The organism is Frateuria soli, from assembly GCF_021117385.1.
GTDB classification, from domain to species: Bacteria; Pseudomonadota; Gammaproteobacteria; order Xanthomonadales; family Rhodanobacteraceae; genus Frateuria_A; species Frateuria_A soli.
The window spans coordinates 3317538-3343721 of the sequence record NZ_CP088252.1; the positions used below are offsets into that span (position 1 = coordinate 3317538).

Here is a 26184-nt window from a genome sequence, read left to right on the forward strand (position 1 = left end):
GCACGGCACCGGCGGAAGTGGCCCGATTGCCAACTACCATTAGAATCGGGCCAAGGTGATCCGATGGAGGCCGGGCATGAGCGGAACTCGCGTGGCGGTGGTGGCGTTCGACCGCATCCGTCCCTTCCATCTGTCGGTGCCCTGCGCGGTGTTCGGGGAGACCGCGGGCGACGAGGCGCCGCTGTTCGACGTGCGGGTCTGCGCGGCCGAGCCGGGCGAGCTGCGTGCGCACGCCGGCTTCGGCATCGCCGCGCGGCATGGCCTGCGCACGCTGGCGTGGGCCGACATCGTGGTGGTGCCTTCCTGGCGCGATCCGCGCGAGGCGCCGCCGCCGGCGCTGCTGGCCGCGCTCAGGCGGGCGCACGCACGCGGCGCGCTGGTGGTGGGGCTGTGCCTGGGCGCCTTCGTGCTGGCCGCCGCGGGCCTGCTCGATGGCCGCCGCGCCACCACGCACTGGCGCTGGGCCGAGCGCTTCGCCGAGCTCTTCCCGCAGGTGCGGCTCGACCCCGGCGTGCTGTACGTGGACGAGGGCGACGTGATCACCTCGGCCGGTACCGCCGCCGGCATCGATTGCTGCCTGCATGTGGTGCGTCGCTGCCAGGGTGCCGACGCGGCCAGCCGCATCGCGCGCATCCTGGTGGTGCCGCCGCACCGCCAGGGTAGCCAGGCGCAGTACATCGAGCAGCCGGTGCTGGCGCGCGCCCAGGACACGCCGCTGACCCGCACGCTGGACTGGGCCCTGCGCCACCTCGACGAGCCGCACAGCCTCGACTCGCTGGCGGCACGTGCGGCGATGAGCCGGCGCAGCTTCACCCGCCACTTCCGCCAGCACACCGGCACCACGGTCGGCCAGTGGCTGGCCGGCCAGCGCCTCGCACTCGCCCAGCGGCTGCTGGAAGCCACCGACCAGCCGGTCGAGCGCATCGCCGAACGTGCCGGCTTCGGCACGCCGCTGTCGCTCAGGCAACACTTCGCTACCGTGCTGGGGACCACGCCCTCGCACTACCGCCGCGAGTTCCGCCGACGCTAGCACCGCGGCGCGCCGCGCCCGGACAACGGCGCGGATCAGGACTTCCGGCGCTTGCGGCACGGGCAGGCTTGGCTATGCTCGGCTGCTTTGCCACACGCGGAGCGCTGCATGCGTCGACTTTTCCTGGCGGGCCTGGCCGCCCTCACCGCGCTGCCGGCGCTGGCGACGACAGCCGCCGCGCCGCTGGACCTGGAAACCATCATGGCCAACCCCGACTGGATCGGGCAGGCGGTGGAGTCGCCCTACTGGAGCGCCGACGGACAGGCGATCTACTACCAGCTCAAGCGCGACGGCAGCGAGGTGCGCGACCTGTACCGCGTGGACCCGGCGACCGGCCGCAGCGAGAAGCTGGACCCGGCCGCGGTGGCCACGGCAGATGGCCCGGCGGTGTACGACCGCACGCACCGCTACGCCGCGTTCGTCCGCCACGGCGACGTGTTCCTGCGCATGCTGGCGGACGGGCGCACCGTGCAGGTGACGCAGACCGTCGAGGACGAATCGGCGCCGCAGTTTTCCGCCGACAGCCGCGCGCTGCAGTACCGTTCGGGCAACGACTGGTACAGCTACGACCTGGCCCGCGGCATCAGCGCGCCGGTGGCGGTGCTGAAGTTCGCCGACGACCCGGACGCGAAGAAGACCGATGCGTTGGAAGCGGAGCAACTGGAGCTCTTCTCGACCCTGCGTCGGCTCAAGGCCGACAAGGAGGCCGAAAAGGTCAACGCCAGGGCGCTGGCCGCAGCCGACCCCGGTCGTACGCCCGAGCCGTTCTGGCTGGGCGACAAGGTCGTGGCGATCGATACCGAGCTTTCGCCCGACGGGCGCTGGCTGCTGGTGGTCACGCGGCCGAAGGACTACGAAGCGGGCCGCCAGCCCAGGCTCACCCACTACGTCAGCGATTCGGGCTACGCCGAGGGCGAGGACGCGCACGTCTACGTGAACCACAACGCGCCGGCGGCGCAGTCGCTCATGCTGCTGGACCTGCGCGAGCACCGCCGCTTCGCGCTGCCGACCGACACGCTTCCCGGCATCAAGGACGACCCTCTGGCGGCGCTGCGGGCACAGACCGTCGCGGCGCTGAAGAAAGCCGGCAAGGACGAGCAGGCCAAGGCACTCGCGGCACCGGAGGTGCGCCCGCTGCGCATCGTCTCCAGCGCCGAGGATGGCGGTGGCGGCGGCATCGTGTGGAGTACGGACGGCCGCAACCTCGCCATCCAGCTGCGCGCGATCGACAACAAGGACCGCTGGATCGCCAGCGTCGATTTCGATCGCCACGCGCTGGTCAGCCAGCACCGCCTGCACGACGACGCCTGGATCAACTGGAACTTCAACGATTTCGGCTGGCTGAAGGACGGCCGCACGCTGTGGTACCTGTCCGAGGAGACCGGCTGGTCGCAGCTCTACGTCAAGCCGCTGGACGGCAAGGCGAAGGCGCTGACGAGCGGCAGGTTCGAGGTCAGCCACCCGCAACTGTCCGAGGACGGCCGGTGGTTCTACCTGCGCACCAACCAGGTCGCGCCCTACAGTTACGACGTCTACCGGGTGCCCAGCGCCGGTGGCGATCTCGCCCGCGTCAGCCGCTACCAGGGGATGGAACAGTTCGCGCTCTCGCCCGACGGCAACCGCCTCGCGGTGCTGCACTCGTCTTCCTACGTGCTGCCGCAACTGGCGGTGCAACCGGCCGCCGGCGGCACGCCGCGCGAGCTCACCGACACCATGAAGAGCGCCTTCACCGCGCGCGACTGGATCGCACCGAGGATCGTCGAGGTACCCTCCAGCCACGGGGCGGGCACCATCTACGCCAAGTTCTACGGCGCCGAAGACAACGTCTGGGCGAAGCCCGCGGTGATCTTCGTGCACGGCGCCGGCTACACCCAGAACGTCAACCTGTCGTGGACCTACTACTTCCGCGAGCAGATGTTCCACAACATGCTCGTGCAGAAGGGCTACGTGGTGCTGGACATGGACTACCGCGCCTCCGAAGGCTATGGCCGCGACTGGCGCGTCGCGATCTACCGCCAGATGGGGCACCCGGAACTGGAGGACCTGCTCGACGGCAAGGCGTGGCTGGTCAAGCACCACCACGTGGACCCGAAGCGCGTGGGCATCTACGGCGGCAGCTACGGCGGCTTCATGACCGAGATGGCGCTGCTGCGCGCGCCGGGCGAGTTCGCCGCCGGCGCCGCGCTGCGCCCGGTCAGCGACTGGCGGCTGTACAACCACGAGTACACCGCCAACATCCTCAATACGCCCGAACTGGATCCGCACGCCTACGCGACCAGCTCGCCGATCAACTTCGCCGACCAGCTGGCCGATCCGCTGCTGATCGAGCATGGCCTGATCGACGACAACGTGCTGGCAGCCGATTCGATCCGCCTGTATCAGCGCTTCATCGAGCTGCACAAGAAGGACTTCTGGATGTCGCTCTATCCGATGGAGCGGCACGGCTTCGTGCACGCCGACTCCTGGTACGACGAGTACCGCCGCATCAACGAGCTGTTCGACACCTACGTCAAGCAGCAGCACTGACGCTCTTGTAGGAGCCCACTTGTGGGCGATGCGTTTGCCGGCATCAGAGCAAGATCATCGCCCACAAGTGGGCTCCTACAACATCCGCGTTGGCCGGCTCTACGCCCAGGCCACAATCAGAAGCCGTGCCATCGCCAGTCAGGTCGGCGGGTGCGGCTTGCCGGCGAAACGGATGCCGGCCATCAGCAGGCCGCCAACTGCGGTCAGCACCAGCAGCGCCACTGCGGTACGCATGCCGAGCATCGGTTCCATGATCGCGTGCCGGTGCCGTAATCGTGCCGATGGTCGAGCCGCCCGCATGACGCGCGCGTCAGCCGCTCAGGCCGGCAGTGCGGCGCCGTCGACCAGCTCGACCATGCGCGTGAAGCAGGCGTCCGAGCTGGCGTCGGCTGGCACGAAGCAGAACACCGTGGCGCCATCGGCCTGGCCATCGCGGATCGGCAGGCGTGTCGAATGCACGCAGAAGTGGCCCAGCCGCGCGTCGTAGAGCGGCAGTTCCAGCGCCGACAGCGGCGCGGTTTCCTGCTGTTCCCACAGGCCGGCGAACTCCGCGCTGGTCTGCACCAGCGCCTCGACCAGGTCGTCGAACCGCGGGTCGTCCGGGTGCGCGGCGTGGCTCATCCGGAAGATCGCCACCAGGTTGGCCACGCTGCGCATGAAGTGCGGCTGGTAGAGCACCCGCCGCGGCGGATGCATGAAGGCGTTCCATACGTGGTTGCGCGCGAATGGTCCGCGCACCGCCTCGAAGTCGAACAGGAAGTCGGCGTAACGGTTGTAGGCGAGCAGGTCGAACAGCGGATCGAGCACGAAGGCGGGGCCCTGGTAGCGCTCCAGCAAGCCCAGGATCGGCGCGGGCACCTGGATCCGCGCCGGCGCCGGCTCCGGTCGCGCAAGCCCGGCCAGCGCGAACAGGTAGGCCTCGTCGCTAGGCGACAGTGCCAGCGCGCGCGCGATGCGCGCCAGCGCGGCGGCCGAGACGTTGATCTGCCGGCCCTGCTCCAGCCACGTGTACCAGGTGAGTCCGACATCGGCGAGCGCGGCGACTTCCTCGCGCCGCAGGCCGGGCGTCAGCCGGCGCTGCCCCCGCGGCAGGCCGACGGCTTCGGGTGCCAGCGCCGCGCGCCGCGCGCGCAGGAAAGCCTTCAACTCGATGCGTTGCATGCGCGTGCTCATCGTGAGCCCCGGAAGAGGACGGGTGGTAGTGGGGGTACCAGCAGTATCGGCTGCCTGCCCATGGTAACCGCCGCTGGCTAAGGTTGCGTGCCCGCGTACGTGCCTGGTGCGCGGACTCGTCGCGGAGCCCCCATCCGTCGGCCACATCCGGACGCTGTCACGTTGCCGCCTGTTGCCGCGTCCTGCGTGCGAGGGTCAGCCCTTCTGTTCAAGCGCTCGACCGGGGCTGTCCGGATCATGTCCCACCCAAGGAGATCGGCATGTCGCTCATCACTCCGCCACCCGCCGCGCCCGATACCGACGCGCTCGTCGATTTCGTGGTGCATGCCCAACTCATGCTCGACCCGGCCACGCCCGAGCCGGTGCGCTGCCAGGCCGAACCGCGGCTGCTCGCGCTGCTGCCCACGCTGCAGGCATTGGGCGTGTTCGACCTGTTCACTCTCCGCGACCCGGCGCTGGCCTCGCTGGTGCGCGACGAACTGGCGGCACGCCAGGCACGCGCAGCCTGACCCTTGCCAGAACAAATGCCGTCGTCTTGATATTTGCCTTGACAATTATTCTTCCGGCAATAGAATGCGCGGCATGGTCAAGGAACCGCTCGCTCATCCCGCATCCGAGGAAAGCCTCGGCGTCCTGCTCGGACTGGTGCGTTCGGAGATCGTGCGTGCGATGGAAGCGGAGCTGGCGGCGCTGGGCGTGGACCTGCGCTTCAACCAGTTCCTGATCCTCAAGCGGCTCGCCCGGCTCGGCCCGATGACGGCCTCGGAACTGGCGCGTTCCATCGAACTCGATGGTGGCGCCATGACACGGCAGCTCGATCATCTGGAGGCCCGCGGCTACCTGCGCCGATGCCCGCACGCACAGGATCGCCGCGCCCTGCGCATCGAGTTGACCGACCAGGGCGAAGCCCTGTGGCGGCAACTGACCGACTGCAACGAGCGCGTGCTCGCCGCGGCGCAGCGCTCGCTCGGCGAAATCGAGCGCCGGCGCCTGCACGAATACCTCTCGCGCGTACTCCGCGCGCTGCGCGACAAAGACTGACCCTTACCCGGAACCCGACACCATGCGTCTGCAACTCCTTGCGGCGGCCACCGCACTGACCCTCGTTCTGGCTGGTTGCGCCAGCAGCGGCGGGCTGCACCCGGACGGCAAGCTGCTCGATCCGTCCGCGCTGAAGGCCCGGCAGAGCCTCGGCGGCGCGCCGCTCACGTCGGCCGCCTGGCCGGATGAGGCATGGTGGAGCGGGCTGGGCGATGCGCAGCTCGATACGCTGATCACCGAGGCGTTGGCCGGCAATCCGGGCCTGGCCGCGGCCGACGCACGCGCGCGCGCCGCACAGGCGGCCGCCGGCATCGCCGATGCCGCGCGCAAGCCGCAAGTGGGGCTTGGCGCCAGTGTGGCCGGCGCCAAGCCGCCGTCAGGCCTGCTCGGCGATAACGCGCACTTCTCGGTCGCCAAGTACGGCTACCTCAGCTTCACCTGGGGCCTGGACCTTTGGGGCGGCCAGCGCGCCGCCTGGGAGGCCGCACTGGGACAGGCCCGCGCGAACGAGGTCGAGGCGCGTGCGGCGCGCATCGAGCTTTCGGGCAATGTCGCCCGCGCCTACGCGCAGCTGGGCTATGCGTTTGCCCGGCACGACCTGGCGCAGGCCGAACTCGAGCGCGCTTCGAAGGCACGCGAGCTGGCCGCCCAGCGTGTCCACGCCGGCCTCGACAGCCAGCTGCAGCTCAAGCAGGGCGATGCCGAGCTGGCCACCGCCGAGCAGCAACTGGCGGTCGCCCAGCGTGCCATCGACGCGGCCCGCTCCGCGCTGGCGGTGCTGCTCGGCAAGGGTCCTGACCGCGGGCTGGATATCGCCCGGCCGCAGCCGCTGACGCCCGACGCGCTGGCGGTGCCAGCCGATCTGCCGGTCGAACTGGTCGGCCATCGCGCCGACCTGGTCGCCGCGCGCTGGCGGGTCGAGGCCGCCGGGCATGACATCGCCGCTGCCCGGACCGAGTTCCTGCCCAACGTCAAGCTGGGCGCCATGGGCGGCCTGCTCGCGATGGGCGGCAACCCGCTGCTGCGCGCCTCCTCGCTGTTCTATCAGGTCGGGCCGTCCCTGAGCCTGCCGATCTTCGATGGCGGCCGCCTGCGCGCCAACCTCGCCGGCAAGGATGCGCAGTACGACCTCGCCGTGGCGCAATACAACCAGACCTTGGTCGGCGCACTCAACGAGGTGGCCGACGACTACGCCGCGCAACAGTCGCTGGTGATCCAGGTCCAGGCGCAGCAGCGTGCACTGGATGCAGCCAGCGACGCCTGGCGCCTGGCCGAACAGCGCTACCGCGCCGGCGTGGGCAGCTACCTCGAGGCGCTCAGCGTGCGCCAGCAGCTGCTCGTCGCCGAACAGCGCATGGCCGCGCTCAAGGCGCAACAGGTCGACCTTTCCGTGCAGCTGATCCAGGCCCTCGGCGGTGGCTACCGTCCCGAAGCGACCGCCGGCCAGCAGACGGCCTCCACTCCTTCCACCCCTGCTCATTCCTAAGGCTTCTCCATGTCCAGCCAGCCTGCTTCCCAACCCAACGGCGCCGCTCCCGCGCCGGCCGCGAAGAACAAGCGCGGATTCCTGCTGCGCGCGCTCGGCGTGGTGGTGCTGCTCGCCCTGATCGGCTGGGGCCTGTGGTACTACTTCGACGGCCGCTGGTACGAAGGCACCGACGACGCCTACGTCAACGGCAACATCGTGCAGATCACCCCGCAGCTGCCGGGTACCGTGGTGTCGATCGGCGCCGACGACGGCGACCGCGTCAGGGCCGGCCAGGCGCTGATCAAGCTCGACCCGAGCAACGCGCAGGTCGCGCTGTCCGAGGCGAAGGCCAACCTCGCCAGCACCGTGCGCAAGGTGCGCGGCCTCTACAGCACCGTCAGCGGCGCGCAGGCGGACGTGGCCGCGCGCAAGGTGGCGGTGGCCAAGGCGCAGGCCGACTACGACCGCCGCCGCGATCTGGCCAAGTCCGGCGCGATCTCGGCCGAGGAACTGGCACATGCCCGCGACGCGCTGACCGCCGCGCAGAGTGCGCTCACCGCCGCCACGCAGCAGTACCAGACCAGCAAGGTGCTGGTCGACGATACCGTGGTCGCGTCGCATCCGGACGTCCAGACGGCCGCGGCCAAGCTGCGCGCCGCCTACCTCGACGCCATGCGCACCACCATCGTCGCGCCGGTCGACGGCTACGTCGCCAAGCGCTCGGTGCAGCTGGGCCAGCGCGTCGCGCCGGGCACGCCGCTGATGGCGGTGGTCCCGCTCAACGAGGTCTGGATCGACGCCAACTTCAAGGAAACCCAGCTGACCGACATGCGCATCGGCCAGCCGGTGGAAATCCATGCCGACGTCTACGGCGGCGACGTGACCTACAAGGGCGTGGTGCAGAGCCTGGGCGTGGGCACCGGCAGCGCCTTCTCGCTGCTGCCGGCGCAGAACGCCACCGGCAACTGGATCAAGATCGTGCAGCGCGTGCCGGTGCGGGTCGTGTTCGCCGACCCGGGCCAGCTGGAGAAGCACCCGTTGCGGATCGGCCTGTCCACCGACGTGACGGTGAACCTGCACAACCAGCAGGGTCCGATGCTGGCGGTCGAGCCGCCCTCCAAGCCGGCCTTCAGCACCGACGTCTACGAGAAGCAGTTGCATCGGGCCGATGACCTGATCGCGTCGATCATCCACGCGAACATGGCCGGCCGCGGCAAGTAATCCTTCCCCTTGTAGGGGCCCGCTTGCGGGCGATGCGTCTCGAGCCGCATCAGAGCAAAGGCATCGCCCGCGAGCGGGCTCCTACATCAGAGCGAATCCCCTGCGATGACGACTCAATACCGTCCACCCGGCATGGCGATCACCACGATCGGCATTTCGCTGGCCACCTTCATGCAGGTGCTGGACACCACCATCGCCAACGTGTCGCTGCCGACCATCGCCGGCAACCTCGGCGTGAGCGTGAACCAGAGCACCTGGGTGATCACCTCCTTCGCCGTGAGCATGGCGATCTCGCTGCCGCTGACCGGCTTCCTCACCCGCCGCTTCGGCGAGGTGAAGCTGTTCATATGGTGCACGCTGTTGTTCGCGCTCACCTCGTTCCTGTGCGGCGTATCGCAGAGCATGGAGATGCTGATCCTGTTCCGCGCCATCCAGGGCGCGGTGGCCGGGCCGATGTACCCGATCACCCAGAGCCTGCTGATCTCGATCTACCCACCGGCCAAACGCGGCATGGCGCTCGCGTTGCTGGCGATGGTCACGGTGGTGGCGCCGATCGCCGGCCCGATCCTGGGTGGCTGGATCACCGACAACTATTCGTGGCCGTGGATCTTCTTCATCAACGTGCCGATCGGCATCTTCGCCAGCGTGGTGGTGGGCAACCAGATGCGCGGGCGGGTGGACAGGACCGAGCGGCCCAAGGTGGACTACGTCGGCCTGATCACGCTGATCATCGGCGTGGGCGCGCTGCAGGTGGTGCTGGACAAGGGCAATGACGAAGACTGGTTCAATTCCACCTTCATCATCGTCACCAGCATCGTCTCGGTGATTGCGCTGGCGATCTTCCTGATCTGGGAGCTGACCGACGAGGATCCGATCGTCGACCTCAAGCTTTTCCGGCACCGCAACTTCACCTACGGCACGATCGCGCTGATCCTGGCCTACGCCGCGTTCTTCGCGATGAGCCTGCTGATGCCGCTGTGGCTGCAACGCAACCTCGGCTACACCGCGACCTGGGCCGGCTACGCCACCGCACCGATCGGCGTGCTGCCGGTGCTGCTGACCTTCTTCGTGGGCAAGTTCGCGCCGAAGTTCGACCTGCGCGCGGTGGCCTCGGTCGCCTTCGTGGTGCTGGGCGTGACCTGCTTCATGCGCTCGGACTTCTACATCGGCGTGGACTTCTACCACGTGGCGCTGGTGCAGCTGATCCAGGGCCTGGGCGTGGCGCTGTTCTTCATGCCGATCCTGACCATCCTGCTGTCGGACCTGCAGCAGAACGAGATCGCCTCCGGCTCGGGCCTGGCGACGTTCCTGCGCACGCTGGGCGGCAGTTTCTCCGCGTCGATCACCACGCTGTTGTGGGAGCGGCGCGCAGTGGCGCACCACGAGCAACTGGTCGAGCACATCACCGCCTACGACCCCGGCACGCGCGCGGCGATGGACTCGATGGGCGATCCGCAGAGCGCCGCGGCGCTGATCAACCAGATGGCGACCCAGCAGGGGTACCAGATCTCCTTCAACGAGATCTTCCATGTGCTGGGCTGGGTCTTCATCAGCCTGGTGCTGGTGATCTGGCTGACCCGGCCGCCGTTCCTCGCCAAGGCCGGACCCGCGGCCGGCGGGGGCCACTGACGACGAAGGCGCCCGTGGGCGCCTTCGTCTTTCTTGCAGGCGGGGCTTCAGCCCACCGTCGCAGCATGCCGGGAGCCCCGAAGGCGGGCTGAAGCCCGCCCTGCGCGGGTGTGTTCAAAGATCGAATCCGACGCCGACCAGCGCCATCGTCTCGCCGCGGTTGGGCCCGTTGAGGCCGCCATTGGAAACGTGGCGCAGCTGGAAGCTCAGGTGCTCGCCCTGCCAGCCCAGCGTGCTGACGAACTGGTAGTGGCTCGACAGCGCCTGGGTGGTGTGGTTGATACCGGCCAGCTGGAAGCTGAAAAACAGCGGGCGGTACCAGGCATCCGGCGCGCCATAGTGGAAGCGGGCGCCGCCCGCCAGCAGCGCCACCGACGGACCGGCATCGAACCGGGCCCCGCGATAGCGGCCCACGTCGCGGCCGTCGATCCAGCCGGCGAGGATCTCCGGGGACCAGTCCAGCCGGCTGTTGCCGATCGTGTGCGGCGCGAACGTCACTTCGACGAACGCCGCGTTGGCGCCATGGTTGTCCATGTAGCTGCGCCCGCCCTGCACTTCCAGGTGGGCGGCGGCCGCGGGCAGGGCGGCGGAGGCGAGGAGCAGCGTCAGCGCCCCGCGCAGGCGCGAAGGAGGGTGGAGCATGGGGAACCCTTTTTGAACGGGAGTTTGTGTACTGAATAGTCTAATTTTGTCTCGTCGCCAGCGGGTGAAGCGTGCCGTGCCGGCTGGCGAACACTGCGTACCGCGCATCGCAACAGTCTTGGCGGCGCCCGGGACGTGTGTGGTGGCTGTCGGGACGCGGCGGTTTTGCTCTCGTCGAGGCAGGCGCGGCCGGGCCGCGGGGGACGGCGATTGACGTTCGCATTTGATCCGGGTAAAAATTCGCCATGACGACTCATGCCAGCGCCACCTGCACCGCCTTCGACGGCCACCGCCTGCTCGCCTCCGGCTCCGCCGACGAGGTGGCGCTGGCGGTCAAGCGCGCACACGACACCGGCGCCGCCGGTCCCCTGCTGGTGTTCGACGACCGCAGCGGTCGCCCGGTGGAATTCGACTTGCGCGGCAGCGAGGCCGAGGTGCAGGCGCGCCTGCAGCCCGCGCCCGCCTCCGCGCGCGGGCCCGGCCGGCCGCGGCTGGGCGTGACGGCACGCGAGGTCACCCTGCTGCCGCGCCATTGGGACTGGTTGTCGTCGCAGCCTGGCGGCGCCTCGGGGGTGCTGCGCCGGCTGGTGGAGCAGGCCAGCCGCAATGGAGACGCCGCGCAACGCTGGCGCGAGTCGGCCGAATCGGTCGATCGCTTCATGCTGGCGATGACCGGCAACCTGCCCGGCCACGAGGAAGCCAGCCGTGCGTTCTGGCAGGGCGAGCGCGAACGCTTCGCCGCACTCACCGCTGGCTGGCCGGCCGACGTGCGCAACCACCTGCGCCACCTCGCCGCGATCGCGTGGGACGACGCCGGGCGCTGACCGGGCTCGGAGTTTCCGCTCACCCCGGAGTGCTGCGGCGTCCCCCGCTCGCGCCTCGCCCCGGGGCGGGGTGCAGTGAAGTCGAAGCAGCGCTCCTTGCGCTCAGGGCGAGCGGCGGGATTATGCCGTCTGCTGCTTGCCCAGCGCCTTGAGCCGCTTCTTCTCTTCGCGCCGCTGCCTGCGGGCCGCCTTGCGGATCTTGCGGTCGTAGCCCCAGAGGTAGATCGCCGGCGTGCTGAGCAGGGTCAGCAACTGCGACACCAGCAGGCCGCCGACGATCGCGATGCCCAGCGGCTGGCGCATCTCCGAGCCGATGCCGAAGCCGATCGCCAGCGGCAGTGCCGCGCCCATCGCCACCAGCGTGGTCATGGTGATCGGGCGGAAGCGCACCAGTGCGGCCTCGCGGATCGCATCGGGCGGCGGCAGGTCGCGCTCGCGCTGGGCGACCAGGGCGAAGTCGACCATCAGGATCGCGTTCTTCTTGACGATGCCGATCAGCATCAGGATCGCGATGATCGCCATCAGCGAGAGCTGCGTCTGGGTCACCAGCATGGCCAGGAAGGCGCCCATGCCGGCGGCCGGCAGCGTGGAAAGGATGGTCAGCGGGTGGCCGAGGCTCTCGTAGAGGATGCCCAGCACGATGTACATCGCCACGATCGAGGCCAGCAGCAGGATCAGGCCGTTGGAGCGGGCCTGCTGCAGGCGCTGGTTGGCGCCGGTGTAGTCGACGCGGATGCCGTCGGGCAGGTGCACCGCGAAGGCGGCCTGTTCGACCAGCTTGACGCCGCGCGCCTGGTCCACGCCCTTGGCCAGGTTGTAGGTGACCGTCGCCGCTTCCAGCTGGTTGTGGTGGCGGATGCGCATCGGCGCGATGTTCGGTTCGATCCGGGCCAGCGCCGAAAGCGGGATCATCTCGCCACGACTGTTGCGCACGTGGATGTTGAGCAGCGACTGCGGGCTGACCGACTCGGCGCCCGCGGAAGTCAGCACCACGCGGTACTGGTTGATGTCCGAATAGATCACCGACACCGGGTTCTGGCCGAACGAGTTGTACAGCGCCGAGTCGATGTCGCCCATGCTCACGTGCAGGCGGCCGGCGGCCTCGCGGTCGACCTTGAGCAGCTGCTGCTTGCCGGCCTGGTCGAAGTCGCTGCCGACGTCGCGGAATTCCTTCATGTCGCGCAGCCGCCGCACCATCCTGAGCGTCCACGGTTGCAGGTCGCCGCCGTTGTCGCTGACCAGCTGGAATTCGTACTGCCCGCCGCGGTCGCCGCTGCCGCCGCCGCCGAGGAACTGCGCGATGCTGATGTCGACCTCGACGCCGGCGAGCTTGTCCAGGCGCCTGGACAGGCGCTCGACCACTTCCTTGGCGCCGGCCTGGCGATCGCCCGGCGCCTCGCCGCGCGGCTTCAGGTCCATGAACATCTGCGCGGAATTGCCCACCGCGCCGCCGCCGCCGCCGTTGCCCCCCAGCATCGTGAGCATGTCCTCGACGGCCGGGTCTTCCTTGATGATCTTCGCTACCTGCAGCACGCGCTCGGTCAGCAGCTCCGGCGAGATGTTGGCATCGGCAGTGACCTGCGCCTGCAGCTGGCCGGTGTCCTCGTCCGGCATGAAGGTGCCGCCGGCGGTCTTGCCCACGGCAATGCCCAGCAGGACGGTCAACACCAGCAGGATCAGCGGTTGCCAGCGCATCAGCCGGCGATGGTGCATGGCCCAGTCCAGCGCGCGCTCGTAGCGCCCGAGCAGCGCGCGGTCGAAGTTCTCCACCGCGCGCTCGATACGGCCGGGCGTGCGCGGGGTGGCCGGTTCGGCCGCGAGCAGCCGCCCGCAAAGCGCGGGTGTCAGGGTGAGCGAGACGATCGCCGAGATCACCACCGCCGCCGTCAGGGTCACCGAGAACTCGCGCAGCAGCATGATCAGCATGTTGTTGCCGAACAGCAGCGGCGCGAACACCGCCACCAGCGACAGCGTGATCGACACCACCGTGAAACCGATCTCGCGCACGCCGGTCAGCGCCGCCTGCAGCGGCGGCATGCCGTGTTCCATGTGCCGCACGATGTTCTCGATCACCACGATGGCATCGTCGACCACGAAGCCGATGCAAAGCACCAGCGCCACCAGGGACAGGGTGTTCAGGGTGTAGCCCAGCGCCCACATCGCCACGAACGCACCGGCCAGCGAGAGCGGCACGCTCAGCGTGGCGATCAGCGTGGGCCGCAGGCGGCGCAGGAACACCAGCATCACCAGCACCACCATCACGATCGAGATCAGCAGTGCCACTTCGACTTCGTGCAACGCCGACTTGGTGGTCTGGGTGAGGTCGAACACCGCATGCATCTGCAGGCTGGCCGGCAGCGAGGCGCGCAGCTGCGGCAGCTTGGCGCGGATCGCCTCCACCGTGGCCACCGCATTGGCTTCCGGGCGCTTGCTGATCTGCAGGCCCACCGTGCGCGCGCTGCCATTGGCGTCGGCGAACCAGGCCCCCTGGTACTTGTCCTCCTGGCCGCCATAGACGCGGGCCACGTCGGACAGGCGCACCGGCACGCCGCGCTTCATGGCGATCAGCAGGCTGGCGAACTCGTCAGGTGTGTGCAGGCCGTCGCTGGCCGTGACGGTCATCTGCGTGCGGCCGTCGCTCAGCGTGCCTTGCGGCGACGTGACGTTGGCCGCGCGCAGCGCGTTGGCCACGTCATTGGCGGTCAGGCCCTTGGCGGCCAGCGCGTCGGTATCCAGCTCGATGCGCACCGCGTGCGGCGTGCCACCGAACACCTGCACCTGCGCCACGCCCTGGATCTGCGAAACCGCAGGCTTCAGCAGGGTGTCGGCCAGGTCGAACAGCTCGTCCTGCGGCATGCCCGAGGACGTCAGCGTAATGAACAGGATCGGGATCTGCGCCGTGTCGAACTTGAAGTACTGCGGCGGCGAGGGCATGCCCGAGGGCAGATCGGGTGCCGCCGCGTTGATCGCCGCCTGCACGTCCCGCGCGGCGCTGTCGGCGGTGCGGTCGAAGGTGAAACGCACCATCACCGAGGCCTGGCCTTCGGTGGCGTTGCCGTACATCTCGTCGACGCCCGGGATCCGGCCCAGATGCCGCTCCAGCGGTGCCAGGATGGTGCTGGCCATGGTCTGTGCGCTCGCGCCCGGCTGGTTGGCCACCACATACACGCCGGGGAAATCCAGCGACGGCAGCGCCGCCACGCCCAGCAGCAGGTAGGCCCACAAGCCGGCCAGGGTCAGGCCCAGGGCCAGCAGCGAGGTGCCGATCGGGCGGCGGATCAGGGGAGCGAAGATGTTCACGGGGCGTCCGTACCGCGGGGGAGCCGCACGGCGGGCGCCGCGTCGGGGACACTAGCGTAGCGCGCGGCCGGCGCGCGGTTCGTGGGCCAGAGGATGGGCAAGGTCATGCCGCACGTTATGCCCGGTGGGCTGCGCCGAAGGATGTGCCTGAAGTCCGGCCCCTGCCGAAAGGCAGGGACCGTGGCCCGGACCGGGCCATGGCGTGTCGTCGCAGGTGCCCGCTTGTGGCGCTACCCGGGGGTCGTCGGGCACCGGCCACGAGCGGGCTCCTGCGAGGCGATCAGCCGCCGGGGGTGTAGCGCAGGGTCAGGTACCAGCTCCGCCCCGGCTGGTTGAAGTAGTAGACGGTCTCGTGGTGCCGGTCCAACGCATTGGCCAGCCGCGCCTCCACCTGCCAGCCGCCCGCGAAGGCATAGCTCGCGCGCAGGTCGGTGGTGGCATAGCCGCCGAGCCGGTGCCGGTTGGCCAGGTCGTCGTAGCGCGCGCCGGCGGCAAGCACGGTGGCGCCGACGCCTAACGCGCCGAAACGACGATCCAGTTCCACCCGCACAGTCCGCTCGGGCCGGCGTGGCAGCAGGTGGCCATCATTGACGCCACCGTCGCGGTTCTCCGGCCGCTGCAGGGTCAGGTAGCCCTCCACCCGCCAGCCCGCGAACCCGGCGCCGGCCTGCGCCTCCAGCCCGCGGATGCGCGCGCGGCTGATGTTGCGCGGAAAGTAGTTGGCATCCAGCGAAATCAGCTGGTCGACCGTGGTCCGGTAGGCGTTGAGCGCCCAGTGCCAGTCGGCCTGCTGCTGCGCCAGGCCCAGTTCGGTGCTGCGCGAGGTCTCCGGTTGCAGGTCCGGATTGCCGCTGCCGTAGGGGTAGTACAGGTCGTTGAAGGTCGGTGCATGGAAGGCGCTGCCCCAGCTGGCCGACAGCCTGAGGCCATGCTCGAACGCCAGGCCCCACGCCGCCGCGCCCGTGGTGTGGCCGCCGAACTGCTGGTTGTCGTCCCGGCGCACGGACAGCTGGATCTCGTGGCGGCCGAAGCTGCCCTGGTACTGCGCGTAGCCGCCGGTGTCGCTGCGGCTGTCGTCCAGGTAGCCGGTGTCGCTGGACAGGTGCTCGCGTTGCCAGTCGATGCCGAGCGTCAGCAACTGGTTGTCCGCCAGGCTCAGGTCGTTCTGCCAGGAGGCCTGGCTGCGGCGCGAGTCGCCAAAGCGCATGAACACGCCGTCGTTGTCGGTGCGCTGCTCGTCCAGGCTCTGCCCTGCCGCCAGGGTGATCTTCCACGAGGCCAGCGGATCGAAACCCAGCTGCGCGCCGGCGACCTGCTGGCGGTTGTGGTGCTGGTTGCCGTAGGGCGCGCCGTCGAATTCCACGCGGCTGTCGCTGCGCAGCCAGGTCGCGGTCAGCTGCGTGCCGTTGTCCCAGCGGTAGCCCGCGTTGGCCAGCGCATTGCGGTTGCGGTAGGCGTCGGCGTCCGGCTCGTCGGCGAAGCAGCCGGCGAACGCAGTGGCCGCGCCCACGCGGCAGGCGTTGATGCCGCGGGTGTACTGGCCGCCGAGGCTCAGGTTGTACCAGGCATGCGCGTCGCCGCCGGCCAGGCCGAGCTGCCCGTCGACGTAACCGCGGCTGCCGGTGCCCAGCCGCAGCGAGGGTGCCAGCGTTCCGTTGCGCGGTCCGTGCCGGGTGAAGATCTGGATCACGCCGCCGATCGCGTCGGCGCCATAGAGGCTCGAGCGTGGGCCGCGCACCACTTCGATGCGCTCGATCTGGTCCAGCGGCAACTGGTCGAAGGCGGGGATGCCGGCGCTGACCGTGCCGACCCGGACGCCGTCGACCAGCAGCAGCGTGTGCGAGGAGTTGGTGCCGCGCAGGAACAGCGAGCTCTGCTGTCCCAGGCCGCCCGACTGGGCGAACGTCACCCCGGGCAGGCCCTGCAGCAGGTCGATCAGCGACACCGGCTGCAGCCGGTCGATGTCCTCGCGGGTGATCACGCTGACCGATGACAGCGCATCGTCCACCGTGATCGCGGTGCGCGTGGCGGTGACGATCACCGGCGAGAGCGCGGCCGGATCCGTGGCGTCCGCCGCCAGCGCGGCGAACGAACTGCCGCACAGCGCCGCGGCGAGCAGGGTCTTCTTCATATGAATATGCATTCCTCGGCCGCGCGCCCGCGCACGGCCCAAAGCGTGAATGAGCTGGAGCGCCGGAGGCGGAAAGGAACGAACGACGGGCAGGCAGCGGGCCACGCACGAGGTCCGGCCCGCCCACCGCAGGTCCACCAGGCAAATGCTTCGGGCCGGTCTCCGGGCTCGCGGGCGCAGGCCATGAGGCCTGCCGGGCGGCGCCTTCCCATGCTCGTTGGCACAGTGGCGTGGGGCCGTCCGTTCGACTCGCTTACCGTTGCGGGGGCAGCGCCGGCCTTGTTGTGCATCGCACAACGCACCGGCTTCCCGTTTCATCCCTCGGGCAAGCTCCCTCGGGACACCCGAAACCGACCAATCTTAAACGAGCAGAGGTGCTCCAACTAGAGACGGCGTGCGGATTCCACCTGAGAAGGAATTGCTAAAAAAAAGTTGACAGGACGTGACGGGTGGGGATACGGTCCGTCAGCAGCCCATTACCCATCAGGGGGTGGGCGCATACGAATCACGCTGGGGCGAGGCCGAAGATTCGGTAGCTACCGTATCGGGTGCGACAGGAAAGCGTCTTTCGTTGGTTTTCCAGTGAGCCGGATATTCCGGTGTCGCTTGGTTTTTAAATGACTCGTCTGTGAGTCGATCTGGGGAGATCACTTGATGAACATGCGCAGTAATTCGCGCGGGGCCAAGCCTCGTCGCAATGCTCTCGTTGTAGCGATGGCTATCGGCCTGGGGTTTACCGGACTCGCCTACGGCCAGGCTACCAGCGGCTCCATCTTCGGTTCAGCGCCTGCCGGCGAAACCGTCATTGTCACTGGCGCCGGCGGCACCAGCCGTACGGTCACCGTAGATGACAGCGGGCGCTTTTCCGCCAACCTGCCGGTCGGTACCTACACGGTCACGCTGAGCAAGGACGGCCAAACCGTCACCACGCGCAACAGTGTCAACGTCACTGCCGGTGCGGGTACGCAAATCGACTTCGCCACCGAACTGTCCACGGTGCAGGTCACCGCCAATGCGCTGCCCCCCATCGACGTGAGCAATGCCGCGTCGTCCATGACCATCACGTCGGCCCAACTTGCGCAGCTGCCGCTCGCGCGCAGTGCCGAGGCAATCGCCCTGCTGGCGCCTGGCGTCGTCTCGGGCAGCGGCTATTTCGGCGATGCGATCACCGGCCCGGTCGTCACCTTTGCGGGTGCCGGCGCGACGGAAAACGCGTACTACGTAAACGGTTTCAATACCACCTCGCTCTACAACTACACGGGCGCGGCTTACCAGCTGCCGTATGGCTCGATTGACCAGCAGCAGACGATCGTCGGCGGCTACGATGCCAGGTACGGCCGCTCCGATGGTGGCGTGCTTAGCCAGATCGGCAAGCGCGGCACGAATGAATGGCATTTCGGCGGCCAGGTTACCTGGGCACCGCGCTCCCTGGAATCCAGCCCCGTCAACCGTTATTACCCGAACGTCCAGCTCCAGCCGGGTGAGGAGTTCGCGAGCGAAACGGTGGCTCCGGGCGACCTGCGCCGCTACCGCGAGAAGAACAAGCAGTGGAGCACGACCTATTCGGTGTACGCCGGTGGTCCGCTGGTGAAGGACAAGTTGTTTGCGTTCGTGTCGGTGGAGCAGTCGAAGACCAAGGGCCGCAGCGTCCTGAACGATGACAACCAGCGGGACGACTACTACAGCAACCGCGACCTGCGCTGGTACGGCAAGCTCGACTGGAACATCAACGACAGCAACATCCTCGAGTACACCCGCCTGCAGCAGAGCTCGAAGAATGGCTACGGCGAGTCGTACTCGTTCGACTACGACACCCTGAGCGACGTGGAAAAGACGGGTGATCTCAGCTTTGTCGATTATCAGAACAAGACCGACATCTTCCAGTACACCAGCTACCTCACCGACGACGCCACGCTGAGCATCCTGTACGGCAAGACCGACGTCCGGAATCCGACGCTGGTGCCGAACGCCAGCGACCTGCCGTTCATCGCGGGCTCGACCGAGCAGGACCCGGCGCTCAACGGCGGCAACCCGATCGTCAACGCCCAGAACGTGGCGACGATCAGCTCTCCGGACTCGGCCCAGTCGTCCAAGGGTCTGCGCGTCGACTTCGACTATCGCCTGGGCGACCACCTGTTGCAGGCGGGTATCGACAACCTCGACTACACCGCAAACAACCAGGGTCGCGTGCGTTCCGGCCCGGGCTATGTGTGGATCTATGGCCATACGGGCCCGGGCGACGACATCAACACGGAGCTGAACGTCGGCGCACCCGGCGGCGACGGCTACTATGTTGCGAGGGATATCTTCTCCACCGTCACCAGCATGTCGGCCTCGCAGCGCGCGTGGTACGTGCAGGACAAGTGGCAGGTGTCCCCGAACCTCTTGCTGCAGATCGGCCTGCGCAACGACGATTTCACCAACAGCAACGCCCAGGGCAACCAGTTCGTCGTTCAGAAGGACCAGTGGGAGCCGCGTCTGGGGTTCAGCTGGGACGTCAACGGCGATGCCTCGCTCAAGCTTTACGGCAGCGCCGGCCGCTACTACCTGGCCATCCCGCAGGCTACCGGTGAGCGTGCTGCATCCGGTTCGATCTTCACCGACGAGTACTTCACCTACACCGGCATCGACTCGAACGGTATCCCGACCGGGCTGGCGCCGGTTCCCGGAGTCGGTGGCGGCCCCGCCCCCGGCCCCGTTTCCGCCAACAACGAAGTCGGCGTGCCGCCTGACCCGCAGACCGTTACCTCGACCAACCTCAAGCCGCAGTATCAGGACGAGTACATCCTGGGCTTCGACAAGACCTTGGGTTCGGATTGGGTCTACGGCGCCAAGGCCACCTACCGCACCGTGGGCACGGTCATCGACGACGAGTGCGACGCCGAGCGCGTGCGTACGAAGATGGAGGCGATGGGCTACAACCCCGACCAGTGGCTGTGGGATTCTCCCTACTGCCGCATCGTCAATCCGAACCTGACCTCGAACATCAAGGTCAATTCGCTTGATGGTACGACCTCGGTCATCGTGCCGATGACGGCGGCTGACTTCGGCGGCACTCCGAAGGTCCAGCGCGACTACTACGCCCTGGATATGTACCTGGAGCATCCGTTCGACGGCACCTGGATGGGTCGCGTCAGCTACACGTTCGCACGCAGCTGGGGCAACGCCGAGGGCCAGGTCCGTTCCGATATCGGCCAGACCGACGTTTCGGTCACCGAGGATTGGGACTACGTGGAGCTGATGGACCACGCCCGCGGCTACCTGTCCAACCATCGCCGTCACCAGCTCAAGGCTTATGGCGCCTGGCAGATGACGCCGGAATGGCTGGTGGCCGGCAACGTGCTCGTGACCTCGGGTGCGCCTGAATCGTGCCTCGGCTGGTACGGTCCTGACCAGACCAACCCGGGCGGTGCCTACGGTACCGATTACCACTGGTGCCGCGGTGTGCCGGCAATGCCGGGCGCCACGACCAATCCGTGGGTAACCCGTGTCGACCTCAGTCTGGCCTACCGGCCGGCCTTCGCCGACCACAAGCTCGCGTTCAAGATGGACGTGTTCAACGTGTTCGATCGCCAGACCACGCTGCAGACGCAACCGCATCTGTATCCGCGGACCTCGCACAACATCAGGAACACGTATCACGAGACCCTGTTCAACCAGGATCCGCGTTACGTCCGTCTGTCGGTGTCCTACGACTACTGATAGGCATATGCACATCGGGTTCGAAAGAGCCCAAGAAAGCACCACCCGCAAGGGTGGTGCTTTTTTTTTGGTCAGGTAATCCGGTTTCTAGGAAGGCTTTTCTTCAAACCATAGGCCCATTGGCGTTTTCTCAATGGCAGGGTTCGGACTACCGAATGGGTTCTGGCCTCAGGTCGCTCAGCTTGGCGACGCCAAACCCGGATTTATGGACCCGTCTGCTTGTTCAGCTGGGGTGAAGGCATTGCAGACATTTCATTCACGGCTGAAAGATTAAAAAAACATACACAATCCGTTTTGCCCGCCTTGGGTGGACTCGGGTGATGCAGCGGATTGTTGCTGGTAGGGTTCCCGCAGGCCAGGACGGCATGCGCGCTTCAGGTAAGCGTCACGACGATGGATTGTGGTTCTCTTTCTCGCTTCCGGGCCTTGCCCGAATTGCATCGATCTGGGGAGATCTTCTGATGAACAAGCATATTCCGGGGGGGGGCTGGCCCCGACACACCGCCTTGATGGTAGCCATGTCCATGGGGCTGGGCTTTGCCGGGCTCGCCCAGGGCCAGGCCACGACGGGCACCATCTTCGGCACCGCACCCGTTGCCGCAGGAGAAACGGTCGTAGTGCAGGGCGCCGGTGGCGCCACCCGCGAAGTGGCGGTGGACGCCAGCGGTCGTTACTCGGTCAATGTGCCGGTCGGCCGCTACACGGTCACCCTGCGCAAGGATGGCCAGACGCTGGCTACCCAGGAAAACGTTTCGGTCTCGCCGGGCGGTGGTACCCAGGTACCGTTTGCGGCAGCCACGGCGGAGAGTGCGCAGAATCTCGGCACCGTGCAGGTGGTTGCCAGCGCGCTACCCGCCATTGACGTCACCAGCGTCAATTCCAGCACCATCATCACGGCCGCAGACCTGCAGAAGCTTCCGGTTACCCGTAGCGCGGAAGCCATCGCACTGCTCGCCCCCGGTACCGTCAAGGGCAGCAGCTACTTTGCCAACGCCGTGGCGTTCGGCGGTTCGAGCGTGTCCGAGAACGCCTACTACGTGAACGGGTACAACACCGGCGAGCCGTACCGCAACATCGGTGGCTTCCAGCTGCCCTACGGCGCGATCGACCAGCAGGAAACCCTGACCGGTGGCTACGACGCCAAGTACGGCCGTTCCGACGGCGGCGTGATCAACCAGATCGGCAAGCGCGGCACCAACGAATGGCACTTCGGTGGCCAGGTCGTGTGGGAGCCGCGCTTCCTCCAGGCCAGCCCGCGCAACCGCTACTACGCGAGCGGTCCGCTACCGCCGCCGACGGGCGATCTCACTTACCAGTGGGCCAATCCCGAGCTGGTGGGCGCGCTGCATCAGTACCGCAATGACAACAAGCAGTGGGAGACGGTGTACTCCGCCTACCTGGGCGGTCCGCTGATCAAGGACAAGCTGTTCATGTTCCTGGCCGGCGAAACCACCAAGACCGGCTACACCACGGTCGGCACCGACACCAACGGTCGCGTGTCCTACAACCGCGACAAGAACACCAAGTTCTACGGCAAGTTGGACTGGAACATCACCGACAACAACGTTCTTGAACTGACCGCGCTGAAGAACAACCAGACCACCGGCACCGGGTCGACCTACTACTTCGACTACGCGACGCTCACGCCGGGCGCCTTCGCTTCGCCGAACGACGTCACCAAGGACAACGCCACTTTCTACATCGGCCACTTCACCAGCTACATCACCGACAACGCGACGCTGAGCGTCGTCTACGGCAAGGCCGACTTCCAGAATCCGAACATCTACGGCAACCGCAGCGAGCTGCCCTTCATCTCCAACCCGCAATACCAGGATCCGACCAAGGTTCCGCCGGGTACGCCACCGACCGGCATCGACAACACCCAGACCAACAGCAGCTGGCTGTCCAACAACGCCACCACCGGCACCCACGGCCTGCGCGTCGACCTCGACTACCGCCTGGGTGACCACGACCTGGCCGTCGGTATCGACAACATGAAGTACGAGGCCAGCAACCAGGGCCAATCGCAAGTCAACCCGTTCAATCCGGCGATCGACTATTTCTGGTCGTACCGTTCCAACGGCACCGTGCGCCAGTACCGTATCGGCTGGCAGACCAGCATGAGCACGGAACAGAAGGCCTGGTACGTGCAGGATACGTGGCAGGTGTCTCCCAACGTGCTGCTGAAGGTCGGTCTGCGAAACGATCACTTCACGAACTACAACGACCGGGGCCAGGCCTTCGTCGACATGAAGAACCAGTGGGAGCCGCGTATCGGCGTCAGCTGGGACGTCAACGGCGACTCCTCGTTCAAGATCTACGGCAACGTCGGTCGCTACTACCTCGCTCTGCCGCAGAACGCCGCTGAGCGCGCTGCCAACATTTCGACCTATACCTGGCAGACCTACCAGTACACCAGTGTTGACGAGAACGGCATCCCGCAGGGGCTGACGCCAGTGGGTGGCCTTGTGTCCCCGGATGGCGAGTTCGGCCTGCCGAAGGATCCCGAGCAGGTCACCGCGCGCAACCTCAAGCCGGAATACCTGGACGAGTTCATCGTGGGCTTCGACAAGCAGCTCAACGACAGCTGGAACTACGGCGCCAAGGCGATGTGGCGTGACCTCAAGACCGCCATCGACGACGAGTGCAGCCCGTACCGCATTGCCGGAAAGATGGGCATCGCGCCGGGCGGCGAGTACAGCTACGACAACTATCTCGCCATCGTCAACAGCGGCTACTACAACTCACTGCTGGGCCCGGCCTACTGCCGCCTGATCAACCCGGGTGAGACCAACACCATGTTGATCAGGGCGGACGAAGGCAGCGGCCTGCCCGACCAGCTGGTGTCGATGACCCAGCAGGACTGGGGCTACACCCAGGGCGTCAAGCGCAAGACCGGTTCGCTCAACCTGTACATGGAGCATCCGTTCGACGGCAAGTGGCAGGCCCGCGTGGATTACACCTATTCGCGTGGCTTCGGCAACACCGAAGGTCAGGTGCGTTCGGACTTCGGCCAGGGCGACGTGTCCAAGACCGAGGACTGGGATGCCTGGCAGCTGATGGACGGCCAGAACGGCGAGTTGTTCAACGTGCGCAAGCATCAGCTGCGCATCCGCGGCGCCTATTCGTTCTCGCCGGAATGGCTGGTTTCCGGTACCGCGCTGATCCAGTCGGGCGTGGCCGAGTCGTGCCTCGGCTACTACGGACCGACGGCCGATCAGGACCCGACGTTCTACGGCCCGGACTACCACTGGTGTGGTGGCCGGAAGTCGCCCCCGGGTGAAACGCACACCCCTTGGACCAAGCAGATCAACGTCGGCATGCAGTACATGCCCGCCTTCGCCGATCACAAGCTTGCGTTCAAGCTGGACGTCTTCAACCTGCTCAACGAGCAGCGCGCGACGCAGACCTACCCGACCCGCGATGTGGATCCGGGCTTCATCGACAACCAGTTCCACACGCCGGTGACGTTCGAGACGCCACGCTACGTGCGCCTGTCGGTGAGCTACGACTACTGACAGTCGCCCGGCTGAATTTCCAGCCTCGGAGCCACCGGTTGCAAGACCGGTGGCTTTTTTCCTGCTCTTCCGAGGCTTGCGCCGGCGCGCCGTCCGAGCCTGGTGTTCGAGAACCGACCAGGGGTAGGCGGCCTCGGGCCAGTTGATCAGCGAGGCACTCATCGACCCGGGTGAAGCAGGCCTCGTGACGGACGAAGGAGTCACACCACTTCGGAATGCCGACGCAGCCAGGGGAACCTGCACCCTTCAGTTGGACTAGCGCCAGGATCCGGGATGACCGACAGGCCATCCCGAGAAGTCAGTCAGCTATTCGAGCGTGGCCACGCGGCCGGAGGTCAGCTTTTGGCTGCAAGCGCCTCGCGCAACGGCGCAAGCTGTTTGTCGTAATGCCGCCATGTCCCCAGCCCTCGCGTATGGATGGACTCGCGGACCTGGGGCGTGCTTCGCGTGGCGACCGGCGCGGCATTGCTTTCCGGACGCAGGCAGGCCTCTTCCACGCCAAGCCCGCAATGGGCGAGCACGCGTGGAATGACGGTGGCCGAATCGCGCACCAGTTCGGCGTAGTCGACATCGAGCATGGCGCCGGGCAGGGTCTCGTGCCAATGGCGGACCAGTCGGGCGTATTGGCCGTAGTAGTGCGCCATCGCGCCAAGTTCATACGTGTGAGCCGAAACGTTGCCGAACATGGCCTTGAAGTTCGAGAAGCAGGTGTCCATCGGGTCGCGGACCATGTGCAGGATCGGCGCATGCGGCAACGCCCGGCGGATGAACGCCACCAGCTGGATGTTCCCTGGCAGCTTGTCGACGTAGTAGGGCCGGCCCTCCGCACGCCACTGCGTCTGCTTGAGGTAGCGCATGCCGACCTGATGGCAGTCGGTCTCGCGGGCTCGACGGGTTACCCGGATCAGCCCTTCGGCCTGCTCCGGAATCACGTCAGCCACCCAGTGCAGCTGCCTCCAGAAATCTCCGATCTCCCCGGCCGAGGTCACCTTGGAGTGACTCGACAGGATGCGATCCAGCAGCGTGGTACCTGAACGCGGCATGCCGACGATGAAGATGGGGACGGGTCCCTCGAAGGCCGGCGGACGCCCGGTGGCCGGGCCCGACACGGCCGACGCCTCGATGAGTGCGTCGGTCACCGCTTCCTGCAGCGAGGCACTGTAGGGATTCAGGCGAGACATCAGCGCGTTGCAGCGCGCCAGGGCTTGCCAGGCTTCCTCGTAACGTCCCAGATCGTCCAGCGTCTTGAAGAGGGCGTACTCGAACTCGGCTCGCGCGAAGGCCTGGCCCGAGTCCGAGGGGTGCTCCGGCAGACGCTGGAGCCGCTCATGCAGCCTGTCCAGATAGTTGGCATCCGGTGTCTGCTTGCGCATGTCGACCAGCGCGGGTGCCGCGTCGCCGAAATCGGGCCAGCGCTCCAGGCACTCCTCCAGTACGTTGCACGCGTCGTCCATGCGGCCGTTGAACTGCAGCAACATGCCGTAAAGCCGCGCCGCTTCGGGCGTCTCCATGCCCGCGCGCACCGCTTTTTCCGCCAGCTCGAGGGCCTCGCGGAACTCGCCGGTCAGGAACCGCATCTTGGCTTGTGCCAAGACGACGTGAGCGGGCGGATCCGGCGCCTGTGTCAGCAAATCCAGGCAGGCGCGGGCTGCCACGATCTCTCCCCGGCCGACCAGGCGCTGGATCAGGCCGACGATCAGCGGAGCATCTTTCGGCAGCCGATTCAGTGCCCGGAGCAGCGGCAACGTGGAGGCCTGCAGATGGCCCTGCTGGAACTGCAGGTCTGCCAGCTGGAGGCTGCATGCCAGGTCGTTAGGGGCATGCCTGAGGATCGTTTCCAGCGTGGCCTGCGCCGCAGGGAGCTGACCACCTTCCAGGTAGATTCGGGCGCGCTCGCGCAATGTGTCGAGCGATACGGGGTTGCTGGCAGTGGTCATTGCGCGATCGTACCCGCTGGAGCCGCTGTGTGTACCGATCGC

General features: G+C 67.4%; 15 protein-coding genes and 1 riboswitch. Of the genes, 10 read left to right on the top strand and 5 right to left on the bottom strand.

The features are described from left to right. The first annotated feature begins 76 nt into the window (after nucleotides 1-76). Together LQ771_RS15220 and LQ771_RS15225 are read left to right on the top strand one after the other, a co-directional pair. Complete coding sequence (locus LQ771_RS15220) at nucleotides 77-1030, top strand: GlxA family transcriptional regulator (protein ID WP_231350220.1); 954 nt, start codon at nucleotides 77-79, stop codon at nucleotides 1028-1030. A 108-nt stretch (nucleotides 1031-1138) separates the two neighbouring features. Further along, nucleotides 1139-3556, top strand: coding sequence for a S9 family peptidase (locus tag LQ771_RS15225; protein ID WP_231350221.1), 2418 nt, complete (start codon nucleotides 1139-1141; stop codon nucleotides 3554-3556). A gap of 318 nt (nucleotides 3557-3874) precedes the next feature. Here LQ771_RS15225 and LQ771_RS15230 read toward each other — a convergent pair whose 3' ends face one another. Next, complete coding sequence (locus LQ771_RS15230) at nucleotides 3875-4729, bottom strand: helix-turn-helix transcriptional regulator (protein ID WP_231350222.1); 855 nt, start codon at nucleotides 4727-4729, stop codon at nucleotides 3875-3877. Nucleotides 4730-4989: 260 nt separating this feature from the next. Here LQ771_RS15230 and LQ771_RS15235 point away from each other — a divergent pair, with 260 nt between their 5' ends. From LQ771_RS15235 to LQ771_RS15255, 5 genes are all read left to right on the top strand, one after another. Continuing rightward, entirely contained in the window at nucleotides 4990-5238 is a 249-nt protein-coding gene (locus LQ771_RS15235; protein ID WP_231350223.1) for a hypothetical protein, read from the top strand. A gap of 73 nt (nucleotides 5239-5311) precedes the next feature. Beyond that, complete coding sequence (locus LQ771_RS15240; protein WP_231350224.1) at nucleotides 5312-5770, top strand: MarR family winged helix-turn-helix transcriptional regulator; 459 nt, start codon at nucleotides 5312-5314, stop codon at nucleotides 5768-5770. A gap of 22 nt (nucleotides 5771-5792) precedes the next feature. Beyond that, nucleotides 5793-7256 carry an efflux transporter outer membrane subunit gene (locus tag LQ771_RS15245; RefSeq protein ID WP_231350225.1) on the top strand — a complete coding sequence of 488 codons (1464 nt, stop codon included), beginning with the start codon at nucleotides 5793-5795 and terminating at the stop codon, nucleotides 7254-7256. 9 nt (nucleotides 7257-7265) lie between these two features. Beyond that, the gene (locus LQ771_RS15250; RefSeq protein ID WP_231350226.1) at nucleotides 7266-8459 is read left to right on the top strand and encodes an HlyD/EmrA/EmrK family protein; all 1194 of its coding nucleotides are present in this window, start codon (nucleotides 7266-7268) and stop codon (nucleotides 8457-8459) included. A gap of 105 nt (nucleotides 8460-8564) precedes the next feature. Next, nucleotides 8565-10088, top strand: coding sequence for a DHA2 family efflux MFS transporter permease subunit (locus LQ771_RS15255; protein ID WP_231350227.1), 1524 nt, complete (start codon nucleotides 8565-8567; stop codon nucleotides 10086-10088). Between the two features lie 114 nt (nucleotides 10089-10202). Here the strand turns inward: LQ771_RS15255 and LQ771_RS15260 are convergent, their stop codons facing one another. Beyond that, nucleotides 10203-10730: an acyloxyacyl hydrolase gene (locus LQ771_RS15260; RefSeq protein WP_231350228.1), complete on the bottom strand. Its 528-nt coding sequence runs from the start codon at nucleotides 10728-10730 to the stop codon at nucleotides 10203-10205. Nucleotides 10731-10975: 245 nt separating this feature from the next. On the opposite strand from LQ771_RS15260, the gene LQ771_RS15265 reads away from it, so the two are divergent. Beyond that, nucleotides 10976-11554: a DUF2239 family protein gene (locus tag LQ771_RS15265; protein ID WP_231350229.1), complete on the top strand. Its 579-nt coding sequence runs from the start codon at nucleotides 10976-10978 to the stop codon at nucleotides 11552-11554. Between the two features lie 120 nt (nucleotides 11555-11674). On the opposite strand, the gene LQ771_RS15270 is transcribed toward LQ771_RS15265, so the two are convergent. Both LQ771_RS15270 and btuB read right to left on the bottom strand, forming a co-directional pair. Then, nucleotides 11675-14854, bottom strand: a complete 3180-nt coding sequence (locus tag LQ771_RS15270) for an efflux RND transporter permease subunit (RefSeq protein ID WP_231350230.1) — start codon at nucleotides 14852-14854, stop codon at nucleotides 11675-11677. A gap of 280 nt (nucleotides 14855-15134) precedes the next feature. Beyond that, the gene (gene btuB, locus LQ771_RS15275) at nucleotides 15135-16985 is read right to left on the bottom strand and encodes a TonB-dependent vitamin B12 receptor (RefSeq protein WP_231350231.1); all 1851 of its coding nucleotides are present in this window, start codon (nucleotides 16983-16985) and stop codon (nucleotides 15135-15137) included. A gap of 136 nt (nucleotides 16986-17121) precedes the next feature. Beyond that, a riboswitch (cobalamin riboswitch) is annotated at nucleotides 17122-17348 on the bottom strand. A gap of 351 nt (nucleotides 17349-17699) precedes the next feature. Between btuB and LQ771_RS15280 the strand changes: the two genes are divergently transcribed. Together LQ771_RS15280 and LQ771_RS15285 are read left to right on the top strand one after the other, a co-directional pair. Further along, on the top strand, nucleotides 17700-20687 hold the full coding sequence (locus tag LQ771_RS15280) for a TonB-dependent receptor (protein WP_231350232.1): 2988 nt from the start codon (nucleotides 17700-17702) through the stop codon (nucleotides 20685-20687). A 518-nt stretch (nucleotides 20688-21205) separates the two neighbouring features. Next, a complete protein-coding gene (locus LQ771_RS15285; RefSeq protein ID WP_231350233.1) occupies nucleotides 21206-24205 on the top strand; it encodes a TonB-dependent receptor in 3000 nt (999 codons plus the stop codon). Between the two features lie 335 nt (nucleotides 24206-24540). Here LQ771_RS15285 and LQ771_RS15290 read toward each other — a convergent pair whose 3' ends face one another. Then, nucleotides 24541-26142 carry a tetratricopeptide repeat-containing sulfotransferase family protein gene (locus LQ771_RS15290; protein WP_231350234.1) on the bottom strand — a complete coding sequence of 534 codons (1602 nt, stop codon included), beginning with the start codon at nucleotides 26140-26142 and terminating at the stop codon, nucleotides 24541-24543. Between the last annotated feature and the right edge of the window lie 42 nt (nucleotides 26143-26184).